Genomic DNA, 17,131 nt, shown 5'->3' with positions numbered 1-17,131 from the left:
GCGGCTGCAGTTTCTGCATCACCGTGGCAGGACTTCCGACGAATAGCCGCGCGCGGTTGCGGGCGATCGCCGTGCGTTCGCGCTCCGTATAGGGATAGGCCAGCGCCTCCTCCACGCTCGGCAGCGGCGCGTATTCGCCGCGGTCGCGCCGCAGGCGGTTGAGATCGGCGGAGGTGGCGAGGCGTTCGGCTTCGGCATCTGTCTCGGCCACGATGACGGCGATCGCCAGAATGCCATGCGGCGTGGCGCGCCAGCGCGACGGCTTGAAGCGCGCCCGATAGTGCACCAGCGCGTCGGCGGCATCGAACGACGCGAAGTGGTGCGCAAAGGCAAAGCCCAGCCCGACCTGCGCGGCGAGCTCCGAACTGTAATCGCTGGACCCGAGCAGCCAGATCGGCGGCAGCGGCGCGTCGTCGGGCATCGCCACCACCTTGTTGTAGGGATGGCCGGGCGGGAATTCGCGGGTCTCCCACAGCATCAGCTCGCTGAGCCGTTCGAGAAAATCGTCGCCCTCGCGGGCATCGAGCCGGCTGCGCAGCGCGTGCGCGGTGGCGCCGTCGGTGCCGGGAGCGCGCCCAAGGCCGAGATCGATACGGCCGGGAAACAGCGCCTCCAACATCTTGAAGCGCTCGGCCACCACCAGCGGCGCGTGGTTGGGCAGCATCACGCCGCCGGAACCGACGCGGATGTGCTTCGTCACCGCCGCGATCTGGCCGATCATGATGTCCGGCGCCGGGCTGGCGACGGAGGCGAGGTTGTGGTGCTCGGCCAGCCAGTAGCGGACATAGCCGAGCCGGTCGGCATGCCCGGCCAGATCGATGCTGTTGCGCAGCGCTGCCGAGGGTGGCGTGCCGGTGGCGACGACGGAGAGGTCGAGAATGGACAAGGGGATCATGGCGGTAAACTAGGACGTCCAGCCCGGCGGGCAAAGGGGCGACGTCGCAGATCCGCCGGGCGGAGGGGCTGCCGCCACGGCCGGATTGTGGGCAAAAACATCAGGATAGATCTAATTATTTGAAACTGCCCACCCCACCGTTCAAGCACGGCCAGCCGCTTTCCTTGCATTATCTCTTGCAATATCAACAAATATTCAACATTTTCAAACTCAGTAATCGGTTTTTGAACCTGCCCATTATCAGTTTTGACGGGCAATATACCCAGCCAAAATTCCACGAATGGGCAATTTCCCATGCCCGCTGCGCTTCGGATGGGCTATTTCAATAGCCAGTTTGATCCTATCTTGTTGCAGCGCACCCGTATTCCCGGATGCAAGGCAATTTGACCGATGGCAGCCTGCCCAATGCGGCCCGCGTGGAGTTTAAAGACATGAGCGAGATCGCGCCGAGCCAGCCCAGGCTTCCCAACATTTCCTTCGAGTTCTTCCCGCCAAAGACCGAGGAGATGGAGCGCAGCCTATGGGAGACCATCACCCGGCTGGCGCCGCTGTCGCCGAACTTCGTCTCGGTGACCTATGGCGCCGGCGGCTCGACCCGCGAGCGCACCCATTCCACCATCACCCGCATTCTCAACGAGACCGCGCTGGTGCCGGCCGCGCATCTGACCTGCGTCAACGCGCCGAAGCAGGACGTCGATGACGTCGTGGCGCAATATCACCAGGTCGGCGTCCGCCACATCGTGGCGCTGCGTGGCGATCCCACCACCGGGATTGGTACGCCCTACGTCGCCCATGCCGAAGGTTACCAGACCTCGGCGGATCTCGTAGCCTCCATCAAGAATCGCTATCCGGACATCGACGTCACCGTGTCGGCCTATCCCGAGAAGCATCCGGAAAGCCCGGACTTCGATGCCGACATCGATGTGCTGAAAGCAAAAGTTGATGCCGGCGCGACCCGCGCCATCACCCAGGTGTTCTTCGACAACGACCTGTACTTCCGCTACCTCGACCGCGTGCGCGCCCGCGGCATCGATATTCCGATCCTGCCCGGCATCATGCCGATGCACAATTTCAAACAGGCGCGCAATTTCGTGACCCGCGCCGGCACCACCGTGCCGTCCTGGCTCGACGAAAAGTTCGACGGCCTCGACGACGACGCCGAAACCCGCAAGCTGGTCGCCGCCACCGTGGCCGCAGGCCAGGTGCAGAAGCTTGCCAAGCACGGCGTCACCGACTTCCATTTCTACACCATGAACCGCGCCGACCTCGTCTTCGCCATCAGCCATTTGCTTGGCTTCCGGCCGAACGGCGCGCAGAAGGCTGCCTGACATGACCGTGCCCGTTTCCGCCAAGCGTACCGAACTGCTGAAAGCCGCCTCTGAGCGCATCCTGGTGCTCGACGGCGCCATGGGCACCATGATCCAGGGCCTGCAGTTCGACGAGGCCGCGTTTCGTGGCGAGCGCTACAAGGACTTTCACCGCGACCTGCGCGGCAACAACGACCTCTTGATCCTGACGCAACCGCAGGCGATCGAGGATATTCACGCCGAATATCTGCGCGCCGGCGCCGACATCGTCGCCACCAACACGTTCTCCTCGACCTCGATCGCGCAGGCCGACTACGACCTCGCCGATATCGCCTACGAGATGAGTTTCGAGGGTGCGCGCCTCGCCAAGAATGCGGCGATCAAGGTGAGCGCCGAGGACGGCCGCCCGCGCTTCGTCGCCGGCGCCATCGGCCCCACCAACCGCACCGCTTCGATCTCGCCGGACGTCTCCTCCCCCGGTTACCGCGCGGTCACCTTCGATGATTTGCGCATCGCCTATAGCGAGCAGATCAACGGCCTCTTGGACGGCGGCGCCGACCTGCTGCTGCTCGAGACCATCTTCGACACGCTGAACGCCAAGGCCGGCCTCTACGCCATCGCGGAAATCTGCGAAGCGCGCGGCATCGACGTGCCCGTGATGATCTCCGGCACCATCACCGATAAATCCGGCCGCCTTTTGTCCGGCCAGTTGCCGGAAGCGTTCTGGAATTCGGTGCGCCATGCCAAGCCGGCCACCATCGGTTTCAACTGCGCGCTCGGCGCCGAAGATTTGCGCGCGCATATCGCCGATATTGGCCGCGTCGCCGACACCCTGGTCTGCGCCTATCCGAACGCCGGCCTGCCCAACGAATTCGGCGCCTACGACGAGAGCCCGGAATTCATGGCCGGGCTGATCGGCGAATTCGCCAGCGCCGGCCTCGTCAACATCGTCGGCGGTTGCTGCGGCACCACGCCGGACCATATCGCAGCCATCGCCAAGGCTGTCGCCCCGCACAAGCCCCGCGTCGTGCCGGAGATCGAGCCGCGCCTGCGGCTCTCCGGCCTGGAGCCGTTCGAGCTCACGCCGGCGATTCCCTTCGTCAATGTGGGCGAGCGCACCAACGTCACCGGCTCCGCGAAATTCCGCAAGCTGGTCACTGCCGGTGATTACACCGCCGCCCTCCAGGTGGCCCGCGACCAGGTCGAGAACGGCGCGCAGATCATCGACATCAACATGGATGAAGGGCTTCTGGATTCTGAAGCCGCGATGGTCACGTTCCTCAACCTCGTCGCCGCCGAGCCGGACATCGCCCGCGTCCCGGTGATGGTCGATTCGTCGAAATTCTCCGTCATTGAAGCCGGCCTGAAATGCGTGCAGGGCAAGCCGGTGGTGAATTCAATCTCGATGAAGGAAGGCGAAGCCAAATTCATCCACGAGGCGAAAATCGCACGCCGCCATGGCGCGGCCGTGGTCGTGATGGCGTTCGACGAGGTCGGTCAGGCCGACACGTTTGCGCGCAAGACCGAGATCTGCAAGCGCGCCTACGACATCCTGGTGGATCAGCTCGACTTCCCGCCGGAAGACATCATCTTCGATCCCAACATCTTTGCCATTGCGACCGGTCTCGAAGAGCACAATAATTACGGCGTCGATTTCATCGAGGCTGTCAGGTGGATCCGCTCGAACCTGCCTCACGCGCATATTTCCGGCGGCGTGTCGAACCTGTCGTTCTCGTTCCGCGGCAACGAGCCGGTGCGCGAAGCCATGCATTCGGTGTTCCTGTATCACGCCATCAAGGCGGGCATGGACATGGGCATCGTCAATGCCGGGCAGATGATCGTCTATGACGACATCGACCCCGAGCTGCGCCAGGTCTGCGAAGACGTCATCCTGAACCGCGATCCCGGCGCATCCGAGCGCCTGCTCGAGCTGGCGGAAAAATTCCGCGGCCAGGGCAAGGAAGTCAAAGAGAAGGACCTCGCCTGGCGCGAATGGCCGGTGGAGAAGCGGCTATCTCATGCGCTGGTGCACGGCATCACCGAATATATCGACGAAGACACCGAGGCCGCGCGCCTGACTGTTGTGCGTCCGCTGCACGTCATCGAAGGCCCGCTGATGGACGGCATGAACATCGTCGGCGACCTGTTCGGCGACGGCAAGATGTTCCTGCCGCAGGTGGTGAAGTCCGCCCGCGTGATGAAGCAGGCGGTGGCCTGGCTGATGCCGTTCATGGAGCAGGAGAAGGCCGACAACCTGGCCGCCGGCATCACCGGCGACGGCCGCAAGAACGCCGGCAAGATCGTACTCGCCACCGTCAAGGGCGACGTCCACGACATCGGCAAGAACATTGTGGGCATCGTGCTCCAGTGCAACAATTTTGAAGTCATCGATCTCGGCGTCATGGTGCCGGCGTCAAAAATCATCGAGACCGCGAAGGCCGAGAATGCCGACATCATTGGCCTGTCAGGCCTGATCACACCGTCGCTCGACGAGATGAGTTTTCTGGCCGGCGAGTTGCAGCGCCAGGGCCTTAACGTGCCGCTGCTGATCGGCGGTGCGACCACGAGCCGCGTGCATACCGCGGTGAAGATCGATCCGAATTACAAGAACGGCCCGGTGGTGCATGTCAACGACGCCAGCCGCGCCGTTGGCGTCGCGTCGTCGCTGATGTCGGAAGATCGCCGCGACGCCTATGCCGCGGAAATCCGCGCCGACTACGCCAAGATTTCCGCCGCGCATTTCCGCGCCCAAGCCGACAAGAAGCGGCTGAAGCTGACGGACGCGCGAGCCAATGGGTTGGTGATCGATTTCACCAAGGCGCCGCCGAAGAAGCCGACGTTTCTCGGCGTCAAGTCGTTCAGCGACTATCCGCTGGCCGAGCTCGCCGAATACATCGACTGGACGCCATTCTTCCAGACCTGGGAACTGGCCGGTCGTTTTCCGGCGATCCTGAAGGACGACAAGGTCGGTGAGGTCGCGACCTCACTGTACGCCGACGCGCAAAAAATGCTGAAGCTGATCATCAACGAAAACTGGTTCAAGGCGCAGGCGACGATTGGCTTCTGGCCGGCCAACGCCGTCGGCGACGACATCGTGCTCTATGAAGACGAGACCCGCACCACGCCGATCGCCACGCTGTACACGCTGCGCCAGCAACTGGTGAAGCGCGATGGCCGCTTCAACGCCGCGCTGTCGGATTTCATCGCGCCTGTGACGTCGGGCGTGCCGGACTACATGGGCGCGTTCGTGGTCACCGCGGGGATCGGCGAGGACATCATCGCCAACCGCTTCAAGAACGCCAATGACGACTACTCCGCGATCCTGTGCCAGGCGCTGGCGGATCGTCTCGCCGAGGCCTTTGCCGAGCGGATGCATCTGCGCGTGCGAAAGGAGTTCTGGGGTTATGCGCCGGACGAGAACCTGCCGGTCGACGAACTGATCCTGGAAAAGTACCAGGGCATCCGCCCGGCCCCCGGCTATCCCGCGCAGCCCGATCACACCGAGAAGGCAACCCTGTTCCGGCTGCTCGATGCGGAGAACACGGCCGGCGTGACGCTGACCGAAAGCTACGCGATGTGGCCGGGCTCATCTGTGTCCGGCGTGTATTTCAGCCATCCCGAGAGCTACTATTTCGGCGTCGGCAAGGTCGAGCGCGACCAGGTGCAGGACTACGCGACGCGCAAGGGCTGGACGCTGGCGGAGAGCGAGCGCTGGCTAGCCCCGGTGCTGAACTACATTCCGACCCAAGACCAGTCCGAGCAGGATCGCCGCGTCAAGGAAGCCATGACGGCCACGCCGGCGACGGCGCCTGCCAACGACATCGCGGCCAAGGAAACCGCCAAGGAAATGGCCTCGCATCCGCCGGGCTGCAACTGCGCGGTGCATCTGCAGTACCGCGGCAGGGCGGTGGGAGCGAAATAGGCTTCACCGCGCGGTTCCCCCGGACACGATGCAATACGAAGGTTTGCTTCGCAGATCCGGGGCCCCGCTTTCTACACGGCGACGCGGCGGCATCGACGACCGGCCCTCACATACCTTTCACACGTGATACCCACTCATCGTCAGGCGAAGTGGAACAACGCCGCCCGCCATCGCTTGTCGTGCGCGCTATCGCGCTGGAGAGATCACATGAAACGAACGATCATCGCGGCCGCAGCCGCCGCCCTGCTCGGGCTGGGCCTGATGCTACCGGCGACGGCGATGCCCGTAAGCCCACTGGCACCTTCGACGACGACTGAAAGCGACGTGATCCAGGTGCGCGGCGGCCATGGACATGGCGGCCATCACGGCATGGGACGCGGCGGACGCGGCCATCACTACGGCTGGAACCGCGGACGTGGACATCATTATGGCTGGTCTCGCGGCTGGCGTTAAGCAACGGCCACCGATCCCATCAAACCGGAGAGACCCATGAAAAAGCTCATTCTATCGATCGCTGCGGCGACTGCTCTGCTCACCACCGCGGCCGGTGCCGCGCCGCTCAGCCCATCCGCGGTCGGCGCTGAAGCGGGTATCGCTACCGAACAGGTACGGCTGGTGTGCGACGAATACGGCCGCTGCTACCGCACCCGCGGCCCGCGTTACGTGCAGCGCGGCTACGGTTACGGCGGCGGTTACGATCGCGGCTATGATCGTGGCTACGAGCGCCGTGGTTACTATGGCGGCGGCGGCCCGAGCATCGGATTCAGCTTCGGCGGCGGCCGCGGCTGGTAACCGGAGAACATTTTCGGCCTCGGGCCGAAACGAAAGGCCGCCCGCGAGGGCGGCCTTTTTGTTGGATGATTGCTGAATGCGGTTGGCCCTGCCACGCGCGTTACTGATCGCTCGCCAGCAGCCCTTTCACGGCGCGCGCCCAGCCCGCAAGCTTTCGCGTCCGCGTCGCCTCGCTCATGTTCGGCCTGAAGCGGTGCTCGAGCCGCCAGTTGTCGGCGAATTTCGCCGGCTCGGGATACAGCCCCGCACGCAGACCGGCGAGATAGGCGGCGCCGAGCGCGGTGGTTTCCTGGATCATCGGGCGGTCCACCGGCGCGTCCAGCAGATCAGCCAGGCGCTGCAGGGTCCAGTCCGAGGCTGTCATACCGCCATCGACGCGCAGCACGATGTTGGCGGCGTCGGCATCCGGCCAGTCGGCGCGCATCGCCGCCAGCAGATCGACCGTCTGGTAGCAGACACTTTCCAGCGCGGCATGCGCCAGCTCGGCCGGGCCGGTGTTGCGGGTCAGGCCGAACAACGCGCCGCGCACGTCGGGATTCCAGTAGGGCGCGCCGAGCCCGACAAAGGCCGGCACCAGATAGACCGACTGCGCGTGGTCGGATTGTTCGGCGAGCGGGCCGGTCTCCGCGGCGGATTTGATGATGCCCAGACCATCGCGCAGCCATTGCACGGCGGAGCCCGCGACGAAGATCGAGCCCTCCAGCGCGTAAGTCCGGACGCCGCCGAGCTGATAGGCGATGGTGGTCAGCAGCTTGTTTTTGGACGCCACCGGGGTGGTGCCGGTGTTGAGCAGCGCGAAGCAGCCGGTGCCGTAGGTCGACTTGATCATGCCGGGCGCGAAGCAGGCCTGGCCGATGGTGGCGGCCTGCTGGTCGCCGGCGATGCCGGAGATGGCGATGACGCCGCCGAACAGGTCGGTCGTGGTGGTGCCGAAGTCGGCGGAGGAATCCTTGACCTCCGGCAGCATCGCGGCAGGCACGCGCAGCAGCCGCAGCAGGTCGTTGTCCCAATCGCCGGTATGGATGTTGAACAGCAGCGTGCGCGAGGCATTGGTGGCGTCGGTGGCATGTACCGCGCCCCCGGTGAGCCGCCACAGCAGATAGCAATCGACGGTGCCGAACAACAACTCGCCGCGCTCGGCGCGGGCCCGCGCGCCGGGGACGTGGTCGAGAATCCACGCCACCTTGGTGCCGGAAAAATACGGATCGACGATCAGGCCGGTCTTTTTCGAGATCATCGGCTCGTGGCCGTCGGCCTTGAGCTGCGCACAGATCTCCGCAGTCCGGCGGTCCTGCCAGACAATGGCGCGGTGCACCGCCTGCCCGGTCGAGCGATCCCACACCACGGTGGTTTCGCGCTGGTTGGTGATGCCGATCGCGGCGATATCCTTCGCCGCCGCGCCGGCCTTCGCCATCGCGTCGCGGCAGACCTGCAGCGTCGATGACCAGATGTCGTCGGGCTCGTGCTCGACCCAGCCGGAGGCGGGAAAATGCTGCGGGAATTCCTGCTGCGCGGCGGCGGCGATGGAAATGTCCTCGCGAAACACCATCGCCCGCGAGGAGGTGGTGCCCTGATCGATGGCGAGGATGAAGGGCATCGGCGTTTCCTTTCTTACCCTCCCTTGGAGGGGGAGGGTCGGCGAGAACCGCGCGCAGCGCGGATCGAGACGGGGTGGGGTGAAGCGGCACGCGGAGAAGCCTGCGGATGAACATGTCACCCCACCCCGATCAACATCGCGCTTCGCGCGCTGTTGATCGACCCTCCCCCTTCAGGGGAGGGTAAGCAAGACTACACCCCTGCCGTCGTCACGCCGCCGTCGATGACGATGGCCTGGCCGGTCATGAAGGTCGAGGAGTCCGAGCCGAGATAGGCCACCGCGCCAGCGATCTCGTGCGGTTCGCCGATCCGGCGCAACGGCGTGGTGGCGGTGCGGCGCTTGAGGTTGTCAGGGTCTTCCCACAGCGCCTTGGCGAAATCGGTCTTCACCAGGCCGGGCGCGATGCAGTTGACGCGGACGCCTTTCGGGCCCCACTCGCCTGCGAGGCTGCGGCACAGCGAGAAATCCGCGGCCTTGGAGATGCCGTAGCCGCCGATCACCGTGGAGCCACGCAATCCGCCGATCGAGGAGATGATGATGACGGAGCCGCGGCCGCGCTCGGCCATCGCCGGGATGGTCTGTGCGCACAGCCAGATGTTGCTCTTGACGTTGGAGCCCATGATCTTGTCGAAGGCTTCGTCGGGGATATCGAGCAGCGGTCCGTAATAGGGATTTACGGCGGCGTTGCAGACCAGGATATCGATCGGGCCGTAGTGCTTCACGGTGCCGGCAATCAGTCCCGCGATCTCGTCCTTTCGCGAAATGTTGCAGGGGATCACGTGCGCATCGCCGCCGTCGCGGCGGATGCCTTCGGCGACTTCCTCGCAGGCGTCCGCCTTGCGGCTGGAGACCACGACCTTCGCGCCGAGTTTGGCCAGCAGTTCGGCCGAAGCACGGCCGATGCCGCGGCTGGAGCCGGTGATGACGGCGACCTTGCCGGTGAGATCGAACGGGTTGTTCACGGAGGACTCCCTGTTTTTATTGTTTTGCACTCACTCTCCCCGTCATTGCGAGGAGCCCTTGCGACGAAGCAATCCAGACTGCGTGTGAGGCTCTCTGGATTGCCGCGTCGCTTCGCTCCTCGCAATGACGTTGAGAAGCCGGTGACCTTAGCTATTCAACCCGCCGGCGTCGGTGACGCGGCGCAGGTGATAATCCGTATCGCCAAACGTGCTTTCGATCATGGTCAGCCGCTTGAAGTAGTGGCCGATCTTGTACTCCTGGGTCATACCGACGCCGCCATGGAGCTGGATCGCCTGTTCGCCGACGAACTTCAGCGACTTGCCGATCTGCACCTTGGCGGCCGACACCGCCTTGGCGCGTTCCGCGGCGTCGTCGAAATCGCTCGCCATGGTGGCGAACATCGCCATCGACCTCGCCTGCTCCACCGCGACGAACATGTCGGCGGCGCGATGCTGCAGCACCTGGAAGGTGCCGATGGCGACGCCGAACTGGGTGCGGGTCTTGAGATATTCGACCGTCGATTTCAGCGACTCGTCCATCTCGCCGACCGCCTCGGCGCACAGCGCGATGCGGGCGTCATCGACCACAGTCTCGACCAGCGGCAGGCCGTTGGCGGGATCGCCGATGACAGCGTCGGCCCCCACTTCAACGGACGTGAAGGTGATGTCGGCGGCATGCAGGCCGTCCTGGGTTGGATAGCCCTTGATGCTGACGCCCTTGGCATTGGCCGGCACCAGGAACACGCCGACGCCGTTGCGGTCGCGCTGGCCGCCTGCCGTGCGCGCGGTGACGATCAAGGTGTCGGCGTTCTCGCCGTTCAGCACGACGAATTTCTCGCCGTCGATGGTCCAGCCATTGGCGGTCTTTTTCGCCGAGGTGGCGACATCGCCGAGATCGTAGCGCGAATTTTTCTCGAGCTGCGCGAAGGCCAGCGTCTTGCTGCCGTCGATGATGGCAGGAATGTAGGCCTCCTTCTGCGCCGCCGAGCCGCCGCGGCGCAAGAACCCGCCGCCGAGCACCACCGTAGCGAGATAGGGCTCAACCACCAGCGCCTTGCCGAGGGATTCCATCACGATCATGGTTTCCACCGCGCCGGCGCCGAAGCCGCCTTCTTCTTCGGTGAACGGCAGGCCGAGCAGGCCCTGCTCCGCCAGCTTGTTCCACAGGCTCTTGCTCCAGCCGCCCCTCTCGGCGCGGTACTTCTTGCGCTGATCAAAATCGTAGGACGCCTTCAGCAGCCCGTCGACGCTATCCTTGAGGAGACGCTGCTCCTCCGACAAATCGAAATCCATTGTTGTTTTCCCCGGCTAATCGGAAGCCTGTTATTTAGGATCGGCCTTTCCGCGTCGTGGCCGGGCTTGTCCCGGCCATCCACGATGGGTGGCGAAAAGGCAGACGTGGATGGCCGGGACATCGGGCGCGAAACGCGCCCTCGCCCGGCCATGACGGATGACGGCGCTACAGCCCCAGCACGGCCTTGGTGATGATGTTGCGCTGAATCTCGTTGGAGCCGCCGTAGATCGAGACCTTGCGGTTGTTGAAATAGCTCGGCGCGATCTGCGCGGTCCATTCCATCGCCTCGTTGCTGCCGTCGTCGCCATGCTCGTCATAGGGCGCGGCGAACGGGCCGATCACCTCCATCAGCAACTCCGTCGTCGCCTGCTGGATTTCCGAGCCCTTGATCTTCAGCACCGAAGACGCCGGGTTGGGCTTGCCCTTGCCGTGCTTGCCTTCGTCGGCGACGACGCGCAGCTGCGTCAGTTCGAGCGCCTTCAACTCGATTTCGATCATCGCCAGCTTTTCGCGGAACTTCTGGTCGTCGGCCACCGGCTTGCCGTTGGACTCGACCTTCGCGGCAAGTTCCTTGATGCGACGGATGCGCTCCTTGGAAACACCGACCCGGGCGATGCCGGTGCGTTCGTTGCCGAGCAGGAATTTGGCGTAGTCCCAGCCCTTGTTCTCCTCGCCGACGAGATTCTCGTAGGGCACCTCGACGTCATCGAAGAACACTTCGTTGACTTCGCGTCCGCCATCGATGGTGACGATCGGGCGCACGGTGATGCCCGGGGTCTTCATGTCGACCAGGATGAAGGAAATGCCGGACTGCTTCTTGGCGGTGGGGTCGGTGCGGCACAGACAGAAGATCCAGTCGGCGTACTGCGCCAGCGTGGTCCAGGTCTTCTGGCCGTTGATGATCCACTTGTCGCCCTTGCGCTCGGCCTTGGTCTTCAGCGAGGCCAGATCGGAACCGGAGCCGGGCTCGGAAAAGCCCTGGCACCAGAAATCCTCGACGCTGGCGATGCGCGGCAGGAAGCGCTTCTTCTGCGCCTCGTTGCCGAAGGTGTAGATCACCGGGCCGACCATGCTGACGCCGAAGGCGAGCGGCGCCGGCGCCGGCACCATCTGCAGCTCCTCGTTGAAGATGTAGTGCTGCACCGAGGTCCAGCCGGTGCCGCCATATTCCTTCGGCCAGTGCGTCACGCCCCAGCCCTTGTCGTTGAGGATGCGCCACCAGGCCACCATCTCGTCCTTGCTGAGATGACGGCCCTCCGCCATTTTCTGCCGCGTCGACGGCGGCACGTGATCCTTGAAAAAGGCGCGGACTTCATCGCGAAACGCGACTTCTTCCTTGCTGAAGTTGAGATCCATCGGATCCTCCTGTGAGCGAGTGGTTAGTGGATGATTTCGAACAGGCCGGCGGAGCCCATGCCGCCGCCGACGCACATGGTGACGACAGCGTACTTGGCCTTGCGGCGACGGCCTTCGATCAGCGCGTGGCCGGTCAGGCGCGCGCCCGACATGCCGTAGGGATGGCCGACCGAGATCGCGCCGCCATTGACGTTCAGCTTTTCCGGATCGATGCCGAGCTTGTCGCGGCAATAGATCACCTGCACGGCGAAGGCTTCATTCAGTTCCCAGAGATCGATGTCCTCGACCTTGAGGCCATGGCGCTTCAGCAGACGCGGCACGGCGAATACCGGGCCGATGCCCATCTCGTCCGGCTCGCAGCCCGCCGAGACGAACCCGCGGAAAATGCCGAGCGGGGTCAGGCCCTTCGACGCCGCGAGCTTGTCGCTCATGATCACGGTGGCGCTGGCGCCATCGGAAAGCTGGCTGGCGTTGCCGGCGGTGATCGAAAAACCTTCGCCGCGCACGGCCTTCAGACCGGCAAGGCCCTCGGCCGTGGTTTCGGGACGCGGACCTTCATCCTTAGACAGCGTGATGTCCTTGAAGGTCACTTCGCCGGTGGCCTTGTCGGCAACGCCCATCTTCGTGCTGATGGCGGCGATCTCGTCGTTGAACTTGCCGCCCTGCTGGGCGGCTGCGGTACGGCGCTGGCTTTCGAGCGAGTACTCGTCCTGGCGCTCGCGGGAGATGTTGTAGCGCTTGGCGACGGTCTCGGCGGTGTCGAGCATCGGCATGTAGACGTCGGACTTGATCTTCATCAGTTCGGGATCGACCGTGTGAAACTGGTTGGCGTGGTCATTCTGCACCAGCGAGATCGACTCGCCGCCGCCGCCGACCGCGATCTCGACGCCGTCGAAGATCACCGAGCGCGCCGCCAGCGCGATCGCCTGCAGGCCTGAAGCGCACTGCCGATCGATGGTGGTGCCGCCGGCGGTGACCGGGAGCCCGGCGCGGAGCAGCGCCTTGCGGGCGATGTTGCCGCCGGTGGAGCCCTGCTGCAGCGCGGCGCCCATCACCACGTCCTCGATTTCCTTCGGGTCCAGCCCGGCGCGCTTCACGGCGTGCTCGATGGCATGGCCGAGCAGGGTCGCGCCTTCGGTGGCATTAAGGGCGCCGCGATAGGCCTTGCCGATCGGGGTGCGTGCGGTGGAAACGATAACGGCTTCAGTCATGGGCGGCCTCCGGTGGCGGTTTGTTGTTGATTGATAGTTGGCGTGGGTTGCAGGCCACGCAAGGCGTGGCGAGAGAGTTTTCCGACCGCGGTGCGCGGCAGATCATCGACGAAGTCCACCGCGACGGGCAGTTCGTGTTTGCCGAGTTTGCCGGTGAGGAACGTGCGGAGCTCGTCGAGACTGAACGGCGCAGTATTGCCGCGCAGCTTGATGAAGGCCTTGGCGGCCTCGCCGCGGTATTCATCGGCAATGCCGATCACGATCACCTCCTGCACACCGGGGTGTTCGTAGATCGCCTGCTCGATCATCTGCGGATAGACATTGAAGCCGCCGGAGATGATCATGTCCTTCTTGCGATCGACAATATAGAAATAGCCGTCGGGGTCCATGTAGCCGATGTCGCCGGTCAGGAAGTGGTCGCCGACGAAGGATTCCGCGGATTCCTTTTCCCGGTTCAAGTAGCCCCGGGTGACATTGGGGCCCTTGATGCGGATCTCGCCGGTTTGGCCGGCCGGCAATACTTTCGCGGGATCGTCGAGCGACACCACATCCATCTCGATGCCCGGCATCATCAGCCCGATCGAGCCCGGCTTGTCCGGCCCGGTGGGAGGATGCGCGGTGCCGGGCGAACAGGTCTCCGTCATGCCCCAGCCGCTCTTCAGCTTGAGACCGGTCTTGACCTCGAACAGGCGCGCCACTTCGACGGGCAGCGGCGCACCGCCCGACCCGGCCGACACCAGCGACGACAGGTCGCGGGTCTCCAGGCTGGGATCGCTGGCAATGGCGATCCACATGGTCGGCACGCCCGGGAAAATCGTCGCGCGCTTGTTTTCGATATCGTTGAGCACGGCACCGGCATCAAAGCGCTGATGCAGCGAGATGACGTCGCCGAGGCTGATGCGGCTGAGCAACACCACGGTGAGCGCGTAGATGTGGAACAGCGGCAGCACGCAGATCACACGTTCGACGACGTTGCGCTCGGCGCGCGCGCCCGCCCCCCACACGGTGTAGATCGACACGGCCGAGGTCAGATTGCTGTGGCTCAGCATCGCGCCCTTCGGCAGCCCGGTGGTGCCGCCGGTATATTGCAGCAGCGCGACGTCATCAGGCGAAATCGCCGGCCACTGTGACGGCGCCGTCGCGCCGAAGATGAATTGCTTGAAGGTGACGATCTTCGGATTGGCAGGCAGTGGAATCTGCGGATTGCCGACCGCGCCCCAGTCGTCGTCCTCGCAGACGATCAGCTTGTCGAGCAGACCCTTGTCGAGAAATTTCAGCGCCATCGGCATCAGGGTGGCGAGGTTGCTGGTGACCAGCACGCGGGCGCCGGAGTCGCTGAGCTTGTGCGACAGCGCGCGCTCGCCGTCGAGCGGCGACAGATGCACCAGCCGCGCGCCGGCCTTCAGCGCGCCGAAGAAGTTTACCGGATGGTCCGGCGTATTGCCGAGGAACAGCGCGATCGAAGCGCCTTTGCCGTAGCCGGCGCGGAGAAACGCCGCGGCGGCGATCTCAACCTTGGCTTCCAACTCGTTGAAGCTGATGCCGCGGTCGCGGAATTCGATCGAAATGCGGTCGCCGAACTCGGACGCCGCGGTGGACAGCAGATCGGGCAGCGTGCCGCGCGCAATCGGCGCATCCCAGCGCACGCCCTCGGGATAGAATTGTTCGCCGGGATACATCATGCGGCTTCCAGCTTCCGTAAGGCGGGCACACCATCAGCGCTCCCTCCCCCCGCACTTGCGGTGGGGAGGGTCGGGGTGGGGGGCGCCACGAGCGACGTGACTCGTGGTTGCCCCCGATCCGGCCGGCCTGGCGGCCGGCCACCTTCCCCACCGCAAGTGCGGGGGGAGGGAGAAGCTCCACGGCGACCGTCGAATGCCGCCATTTCCATCACGCAGCCTTGGCCAACGATGCAAACGTCTTGCCCTCGTCCGCCAAACGCTTGAGCAGCGCTGACGGCTCCAGCGAGGGATCGTTGGTCGCCTTGGCATAATAGGACAACCGTTCGACGATGTGCTTGAGGCCGACGCTGTCGGCGTAGAACATCGGGCCGCCCCTGTAGATCGGCCAGCCGTAGCCGTACAGCCAGATCACGTCGATGTCGCTGGGACGCGAGGCGACTTTCTCTTCCAGAATGCGGGCGCCCTCGTTGATCATCGGATACATCATGCGCTCGAGGATTTCCTCGTCGCTGACGATGCGACGGGTCAGACCGAGGCTCTTGCAGGTATCGTCGATCAGCTTCTCGACTTCCGGATCGGGGATCGGCGCGCGCGAGCCGGTTTCGTACTTGTAGTAGCCCTTGCCGGTCTTCTGGCCGTGACGACCGGCTTCATAAAGCCCGTCGGCGATCGGCGACTTGATGCCGCGGTCCTGGCGCGAGCGCCAGCCGATGTCGAGGCCGGCGAGATCGCCCATGGCGAACGGACCCATCGGCATGCCGAATTTGGTGACGACGGCATCGACCTGCTGCGGCAACGCGCCTTCGAACAGCAGCTTCTCGGACTGCTTGGAGCGGGCCGCCAGCATGCGGTTGCCGACGAAACCATCGGAGACGCCGACCACCGCCGGCACCTTGGCGATTTTTCGCGCGACCGCCACCGCGGTCACCAGCGCATCCGGCGCCGTCTTTTCGGCACGGACGATCTCGCACAGCTTCATGACGTTGGCCGGCGAGAAGAAGTGCATGCCGAGCACGTCCTGCGGGCGCTTGGTGACGGCGGCGATCTGGTTGATGTCGAGATAGGACGTATTGCTGGCGAGGATGGCGCCGGGCTTGGCGTAGGCGTCCAGCGCGGTGAAGACTTCCTTCTTGATCGCCATGGTCTCGAACACCGCCTCGATGACGAGGTCCGCGTCCTTGACGTTCTCGAGGCCGACGACGCCGTTGATCAGGCCCATCCGCTTGGCCGGGGCGTCGGCCGGAATGCCACCGCGCGCCGCGGTGTTCTCGTAGTTCTTCTGCATCACGCCCATGCCGCGCTTGAGCTGGTCTTCGCCAGTCTCGATCAGCGTCACGGGAATGCCGGCATTGGCGAACGACATCGCGATGCCACCGCCCATCGTGCCGGCGCCGATGATGGCGACCCGCTTGATCTCGCGGTCCTTGGTGCCCTCGGGCACGCCGGACACCTTGGCGGCCTCGCGCTCGGCGAAGAACGCGTAGCGCTGCGCCTTCGACTGGTCGCCGCTGACCAGCTTCAGGAAGCCTTCGCGTTCTTTCTGGAGGCCCTGCTCGAACGGCAGGTCGATCGCCGCACCGACGGCGTCCGCCGCCGCGAACGGAGCCTCGAGCCCGCGTGCCTTCTTGGTCATCGCCTGCACGGCGTTGGTGAAGATCGAGCGGTCTTTCCGGGCCGCCTCCAGCTTGCTGTCGTCATCCTTCAGCTTGCGCAGCGGCCGGTTCTCCTGCGCCGCCTTGCGCGCGAAGGCGACGCCGCCGGCGACGCGATCCTCGACGATCTCCTCGATCAGACCCTGCTTCAGCGCCTCCTGTGCGCTGATCGGATCGCCGCCGACGATCATCTTGACGGCGAGTTCGGGGCCGATCGCGCGCGGCAGCCGCTGGGTGCCGCCGGCGCCCGGCAGCAGGCCAAGTTTCACTTCGGGCAGGCCGAGCTTGGCTTCCTTGGTTGCAACGCGAAAATGGCACGTCAGTGCGACTTCGAGACCGCCACCCAGCGCCGTGCCGTGAATCGCGGCAACGATCGGCTTGGGGCTGGCCTCCATCAGGTCCAGCACTTCATGCAGACCCGGCGGCTTCGGCGGCTTGCCGAATTCGGTAATGTCGGCACC

At 64.7% G+C, this 17,131-nt stretch carries 13 protein-coding genes; 5 read left to right on the top strand and 8 right to left on the bottom strand.

All coding sequences use genetic code 11. The features are described 5' to 3' along the window. The coding region (locus tag JWR89_RS01550) for an LLM class flavin-dependent oxidoreductase (RefSeq protein ID WP_299710892.1) at nucleotides 1-895 on the bottom strand (895 nt) is incomplete at its 3' end. A gap of 119 nt (nucleotides 896-1,014) precedes the next feature. Between JWR89_RS01550 and JWR89_RS01545 the strand changes: the two genes are divergently transcribed. The 5 genes from JWR89_RS01545 to JWR89_RS01525 all read left to right on the top strand — a co-directional run bounded on the left by JWR89_RS01545 (nucleotide 1,015) and on the right by JWR89_RS01525 (nucleotide 6,916). Then, a complete protein-coding gene (locus tag JWR89_RS01545; protein ID WP_299710889.1) occupies nucleotides 1,015-1,224 on the top strand; it encodes a hypothetical protein in 210 nt (69 codons plus the stop codon). A gap of 102 nt (nucleotides 1,225-1,326) precedes the next feature. Beyond that, on the top strand, nucleotides 1,327-2,223 hold the full coding sequence (gene metF, locus JWR89_RS01540; protein WP_299710886.1) for a methylenetetrahydrofolate reductase [NAD(P)H]: 897 nt from the start codon (nucleotides 1,327-1,329) through the stop codon (nucleotides 2,221-2,223). A 1-nt stretch (nucleotide 2,224) separates the two neighbouring features. Next, on the top strand, nucleotides 2,225-6,124 hold the full coding sequence (gene metH / locus JWR89_RS01535) for a methionine synthase (RefSeq protein ID WP_299710883.1): 3,900 nt from the start codon (nucleotides 2,225-2,227) through the stop codon (nucleotides 6,122-6,124). Nucleotides 6,125-6,331: 207 nt separating this feature from the next. Continuing rightward, the gene (locus JWR89_RS01530; RefSeq protein ID WP_299710880.1) at nucleotides 6,332-6,577 is read left to right on the top strand and encodes a hypothetical protein; all 246 of its coding nucleotides are present in this window, start codon (nucleotides 6,332-6,334) and stop codon (nucleotides 6,575-6,577) included. 36 nt (nucleotides 6,578-6,613) lie between these two features. Next, entirely contained in the window at nucleotides 6,614-6,916 is a 303-nt protein-coding gene (locus tag JWR89_RS01525; RefSeq protein WP_299710877.1) for a hypothetical protein, read from the top strand. A gap of 100 nt (nucleotides 6,917-7,016) precedes the next feature. Here the strand turns inward: JWR89_RS01525 and glpK are convergent, their stop codons facing one another. The 7 genes from glpK to JWR89_RS01490 form a co-directional block, all read right to left on the bottom strand. After that, the gene (gene glpK, locus JWR89_RS01520; RefSeq protein ID WP_299710874.1) at nucleotides 7,017-8,513 is read right to left on the bottom strand and encodes a glycerol kinase GlpK; all 1,497 of its coding nucleotides are present in this window, start codon (nucleotides 8,511-8,513) and stop codon (nucleotides 7,017-7,019) included. 191 nt (nucleotides 8,514-8,704) lie between these two features. Beyond that, nucleotides 8,705-9,475: an SDR family oxidoreductase gene (locus tag JWR89_RS01515; protein ID WP_299710870.1), complete on the bottom strand. Its 771-nt coding sequence runs from the start codon at nucleotides 9,473-9,475 to the stop codon at nucleotides 8,705-8,707. 147 nt (nucleotides 9,476-9,622) lie between these two features. Next, nucleotides 9,623-10,768: a pimeloyl-CoA dehydrogenase small subunit gene (pimD, locus tag JWR89_RS01510; protein ID WP_299710867.1), complete on the bottom strand. Its 1,146-nt coding sequence runs from the start codon at nucleotides 10,766-10,768 to the stop codon at nucleotides 9,623-9,625. A gap of 166 nt (nucleotides 10,769-10,934) precedes the next feature. Then, nucleotides 10,935-12,125, bottom strand: coding sequence for a pimeloyl-CoA dehydrogenase large subunit (gene pimC, locus JWR89_RS01505; RefSeq protein WP_299710864.1), 1,191 nt, complete (start codon nucleotides 12,123-12,125; stop codon nucleotides 10,935-10,937). A gap of 23 nt (nucleotides 12,126-12,148) precedes the next feature. Continuing rightward, on the bottom strand, nucleotides 12,149-13,336 hold the full coding sequence (locus JWR89_RS01500; RefSeq protein ID WP_299710862.1) for an acetyl-CoA C-acyltransferase: 1,188 nt from the start codon (nucleotides 13,334-13,336) through the stop codon (nucleotides 12,149-12,151). Further along, nucleotides 13,333-15,018: a dicarboxylate--CoA ligase PimA gene (pimA, locus tag JWR89_RS01495; protein WP_299710860.1), complete on the bottom strand. Its 1,686-nt coding sequence runs from the start codon at nucleotides 15,016-15,018 to the stop codon at nucleotides 13,333-13,335. Before pimA ends, JWR89_RS01500 begins: the two co-directional genes overlap by 4 nt. A gap of 208 nt (nucleotides 15,019-15,226) precedes the next feature. Then, the coding region (locus JWR89_RS01490) for a 3-hydroxyacyl-CoA dehydrogenase NAD-binding domain-containing protein (RefSeq protein ID WP_299710858.1) at nucleotides 15,227-17,131 on the bottom strand (1,905 nt) is incomplete at its 5' end.

Source organism: Tardiphaga sp., from assembly GCF_028290785.1.
In the GTDB taxonomy this organism is placed as follows: domain Bacteria; phylum Pseudomonadota; class Alphaproteobacteria; order Rhizobiales; family Xanthobacteraceae; genus Tardiphaga.
Note: the sequence above shows the minus strand (reverse complement) of the source record. Positions and strands in the feature narration are given on the sequence as shown.